Origin of the sequence: Bacillus sanguinis, from assembly GCF_018332475.1 — a bacterium.
Lineage (GTDB): Bacteria > Bacillota > Bacilli > Bacillales > Bacillaceae_G > Bacillus_A > Bacillus_A sanguinis.
Window position 1 is genome coordinate 1 of the sequence record NZ_BOQB01000716.1, and the last position, 385, is coordinate 385.

Annotated in this window: 1 protein-coding gene; it reads right to left on the reverse strand. The window is 50.4% G+C overall.

Features of this window, described 5'->3' with window-relative positions; translation table 11 throughout:
• A partial coding sequence (locus KI369_RS30145; RefSeq protein WP_212959084.1) for a hypothetical protein occupies window positions 1-348 on the reverse strand: 348 nt, incomplete at its 3' end.
• Window positions 349-385 lie beyond the last annotated feature (37 nt).

A 385-nucleotide genomic window follows, 5' to 3' on the forward strand; every position in this document is an offset into this window, starting at 1 on the left:
TTCAAACTGCTCACTGAGGCGCTGCTCGCTGTTAATCATCTGGCGAATTTTATCGTCAGCATGTTGCTGTGCGGCTTCCATCCGCGTGGTTACTTCACGCAGATCGGCCTCCAGCGAGGTGTTAATACTTTGCAGGCTGCGCACTTCGTTATTGAGTAACTCGCACTCAGCGCGCCAGTGCTCGCTTTGGGTAATTTGTTGTTTTGCCGCGCTTAACTCCGCGACCATCTCTTCACGTTCAGCGAATTGCTCGGCTTTTTGCTGTGCATGTTGATAACTGGCAAACAGCCAGCCAATTGCCACACCCACCAATGCAATAACTGCGTAAACCATGATTGAGAAATCCACAACGCCTCCTGACGCAACAACTTACCCGCACAAAATA